3 protein-coding genes are annotated in these 4,190 nt (G+C 63.3%); 2 read left to right on the top strand and 1 reads right to left on the bottom strand.

All coding sequences use genetic code 11. The features are described from left to right. Positions 1–98: 98 nt before the first annotated feature. Positions 99–737: an arylesterase gene (locus B4U49_RS01110; protein WP_239692420.1), complete on the bottom strand. Its 639-nt coding sequence runs from the start codon at positions 735–737 to the stop codon at positions 99–101. Positions 738–901: 164 nt separating this feature from the next. Here B4U49_RS01110 and B4U49_RS01105 point away from each other — a divergent pair, with 164 nt between their 5' ends. Next, the gene (locus tag B4U49_RS01105) at positions 902–1,642 is read left to right on the top strand and encodes an ABC transporter ATP-binding protein (RefSeq protein WP_078082750.1); all 741 of its coding nucleotides are present in this window, start codon (positions 902–904) and stop codon (positions 1,640–1,642) included. Beyond that, entirely contained in the window at positions 1,642–4,095 is a 2,454-nt protein-coding gene (locus B4U49_RS01100; protein WP_078082749.1) for an ABC transporter permease, read from the top strand. Before B4U49_RS01105 ends, B4U49_RS01100 begins: the two co-directional genes overlap by 1 nt. Positions 4,096–4,190 lie beyond the last annotated feature (95 nt).

The following is a 4,190-nucleotide window of genomic DNA, read 5'->3' as shown; positions in this document are numbered from 1 at the left end:
GTCCCGCAAAGGCTTACCCGGCGGCAGCGCCGCCACCAGCCCCAGCAACGAAGTCACTGGGGCCAGCAAAAATCAGCCCGCGATTGTACGCTTTCCGATCAAGAAGTGCACAGGCTATCGGACCGGGTGTCCACATTGCCTTTCAACAGACTCTCCAGACACGGCCATACATGCTCCAGCAACGCCGGCTGGGCCTTCGCCGTCGGATGAATACCATCCGTCTGCATCGCCCCCTCCTCCAGCGCCACCGGCTCCAGGAAGAACGGAATCAACGGTACCTGCTCCTCCGCCGCCACCTTCGGATACACCGCCGCAAACGCCTGCGTGTACGCCTTACCGTAATTGGGCGGCATCTGCATCCCCAGCAACAGCACCTCAGCACCGCCGGCCCGGGCCATCTTCACCATCCGCTGCAGGTTCTGCTGCAACGCCCGCGGCGGATAGCCCCGCAGACCATCATTCCCACCCAGCTCCACCACCAGCCACTCCGGTGAATGCTCAGTCAGCAAGCGCGGCAAACGCGCCACCCCGCCGGAAGACGTCTCCCCACTCACACTCGCATTCACCACCTCAACCGCCAGACCGCGCTCCGCCAGGCGCTGGCGCAGCAGCTGCACCCAGCCCTGGCGCTCATCCAGCCCGTAAGCCGCACTGATACTGTCCCCCAGCACCAGCAGTGTCTTCTGCTCTGCCGCCGCATCCGCCTCCTCCGGCCCGGTTATGCCATCCGCTCGCACAGAACCGACGTATAAACACGTGACCAGCGCGACGAAAAGCAGACCTCGCGGGACAAAACCAGCCCCGAACCCCCGGAAAAAAACTGCCGCCATGTCATACTCTCCAATTCAAACTGGTCGCTACAAACGTGAACCACATTTTGCAGGAATTACAGGGACTTGCCATGTCGATGATGCTAAAAGCCGAACATCTTCACCACCGTGTTAGCACCAGCGAAGGCCCGCTGACCCTGCTCAACGACATTTCCCTGCAACTTCCCGCCGGCCAAAGCCTCGCCATCACCGGCGCCTCCGGCTCGGGCAAATCCACCCTGCTGGGACTGCTCGCCGGCCTCGACCGCCCCACTGAGGGCAAAATCTGGCTCGCCGGCGAAGATATTACCGCCATGGACGAAGAAGAACGCGCCGCACTGCGCGCCCGCTGCGTGGGCTTCGTCTTTCAGACTTTTCAGCTGTTGCCCGGCCTGACCGCGCGGGAAAACGTCATGCTGCCGAGCGAGCTGCGCGGTGAACGCAATGCCGGCAAGCGCGCCGAGGAGTTCCTGGAGCGCGTCGGCCTCGGCCATCGCCTACACCACTACCCGCGCCAGCTCTCCGGCGGGGAACAGCAGCGCGTCGCCATCGCCCGCGCATTCTGCAGCATTGCCAACCAGGGTTCAGACACAAACAACGGCATTCTGTTCGCCGACGAACCCACCGGCAGCCTCGACGCGCACAACGGCGAGAAGGTCATCGACCTGCTGTTCAATCTAAACGCCGAAACCGGTACCACCCTGGTGCTGGTGACCCACGAGCAGCGTCTCGCCGAGCGCTGCGGCGCCCATCTGCGCATGGCCGCCGGTGAAATCTCTACTGCCGACATCCCGGACTCCTATTTTGGTGGTGAAGCGGAGGTATCCGCCTGATGCTGCCACTCAGACTGCTAAGCCGTGACTGGCGCGGTGGCGAACTGGCACTGATCGCCACCGCCCTGGTCCTTGCCGTTACCTGCGTAACCGCCATCGCCCATTTTGGCGATCGCCTGACCCGCGCCATGTACATCCAGTCCCAGAGCTTTCTCGCCGCGGAGCGTGTGGTACAGAGCAGCAAGCCGGTGCCCGATGCGTGGCTGGACAAGGCCGGCGAACTGGGCCTGCAACAGGCGCAAACCGTCGGCTTTGCCTCCATGCTCTCCGCCGGTGACGAATTCCAGTTCGCCTCGGTAAAAGCCGTGAGCGACGGCTATCCGCTGGTGGGCCACCTGGAAATGCGCACAGATTCTGCCGCGACTCCGACCACCACGCAGCAAGGCCCCGCGCCCGGCAACGTATGGCTGGAACCGCGACTGCTGCCGCTAATGAATCTGCAAATCGGCAGCGACCTGCAGCTGGGCGACAGCACCTTTACCGTCAGCGGGCTGATCGACCACGAGCCGGATCGCGGTGCCAACCTGTTCTCCATGGGCGCGCGCCTGATGATGCACACCGACGACCTGGCCGCGACGAATATCCTGCAGCCCGGCAGCCGCGTGACTTACCGTTACCTGTTCGCCGGTGACGACGCCGCGCTCAAACAGTATTTCAAATGGCTGAAGCCACACCTGACCGAACACCAGCGGGTGATCGATTTGCAGGAAGGCCAGCCGCGAGTCGCCAAGGCCCTGGATCGCGCAGAGAGCTTCCTGTACCTCGCCGGCAGCCTCGCGGTGCTGCTCGCCAGCGTCGCCGTCGGCCTTGCCGCGCGCCGCTACGGGCTGCGCCATGCAAACTACGTGGCGGTAATGAAAAGCCTCGGTGCGGGCAAAAACAAAATCCTCGGCATTTATATCGGCCAGATGACGGCGCTCACCCTGATCGCCACCGCCGTCGGCCTCGCCATCGGCTCCTTCGTTCAATCCCAGGCGGTTAACCTGTTGCAGGGCTTCTTCCCGGTTACCCCGCCGCCCAGCAGCTGGCAGCCGCTGCTGGTGGGTATCGCCACCGGCGTTGCTTGCGTGGTGGGTTTCGCCCTACCGCCACTGTTCCGCCTCGCACAGACCGATCCCATGCAGACCCTGCGCCAGGACTGGAGCAACCCGGACAAACGGGAATGGCTGGGCCTGATTCCCGGCCCTCTGTCCATGCTGTTGCTCATCTGGTGGCTCTCCGGCAGCCTCGCCACCACCGTTGCGCTGCTCGCCGGCCTCGGCCTGCTGGTGGGCGGCAGCGCGCTGATCAATCGCCTGCTGGTGCGCGGCCGACTCGCCGCCCTCGGCGGCAGCTGGCGTATTGCGCTGGGCAGCCTGCAGCGCCGCGCCGGCTTCAACACCCTGCTGATCGCCGCCTTCGGTACCGGCCTCCTCGCCATGCTCGCCATGTTCTACGCCCGCACCGCACTGATCGACGAGTGGCAGATGCAGCTGCCGGAAAAGGCCCCCAACCATTTCCTGGTCAACATCGCCCCCTATGAACTGGACGGCGTCAAACAGAAAATTGAAGGCAAAAACCTCGAAGGCACCGAGTTCTATCCCATGGTGCGCGGTCGCTTGGTCGCCGTAAACGGCACCCCGGTCGACGAGCGCGACCAGAAAGATGGCGCCATCCGCCGCGAACTCAACCTGAGCTGGACCGACACCATCCCCGCCGACAACAAAATCGTCGCCGGTGAATGGTGGGACGAGAACACCACCGAAGGTGTCTCCGTAGAAGTCGAAGTCGCCGCCCGCCTCGGACTCGAAATGGGCGACGTACTGCGCTTCTCCATCGGCGGCCTCGAAACCGAAGCCTCCATCACCAGCCTGCGCACCCTCGACTGGAACAGCATGCGCCCCAACTTCTTCATGCTGTTCGCCCCCGGTAGCCTCGACGACTTCCCGGCCACCTACATCCAGAGCTTCTACCTGCCGCCGGAAGAAAAGCTGTTTATCAACGAACTGGTGAAAAACTTCCCCAGCGTCAGCATCATCGAGCTGGACAAAATCATCGCCAACATCCGCGAAACCATCGGCCAGGTCGCCATCGCCATCGAATCCGTCCTCGCCCTGATGCTCATCGCCGGCGTACTGGTGCTGATCGCCGGCGTCCGCGCCAGCATCGCCGAACGCTTGCAGGAAGCCGCCGTCATCCGCACACTGGGCGGCCGCCGGCAGCTGCTGATTCGCAGCCTGATGATCGAATTCGGCCTGCTCGGCATCGCCGCCGGACTACTGGCCGCCATCGGTACCGAAGCGACCCTGGCGGTACTGTCCCAACGGGTATTTGAATTGCCGTTCAACTTCCACCCCGGGCTGTGGTTACTCGGCCCGCTGGTGGGCGCGCTGCTTGTTGGCACCGCCGGTACGCTGGCCTGCCGCAGTGCGGTGAGTCAGCCGCCGCTGAAAGTTTTAAGAGAGTTGGCTTAATTCCCGAGCTGATGTGCCGGAATAACGAAGAGCTAACGAAGTACATATTTTTGAATTGAAGGTGGAGTACCGGGGATCTGTTTTTGAAAGCGTCG

It is taken from the genome of Microbulbifer mangrovi (genome assembly GCF_002009015.1).
GTDB lineage: Bacteria > Pseudomonadota > Gammaproteobacteria > Pseudomonadales > Cellvibrionaceae > Microbulbifer > Microbulbifer mangrovi.
Note: the sequence above shows the minus strand (reverse complement) of the source record. Positions and strands in the feature narration are given on the sequence as shown.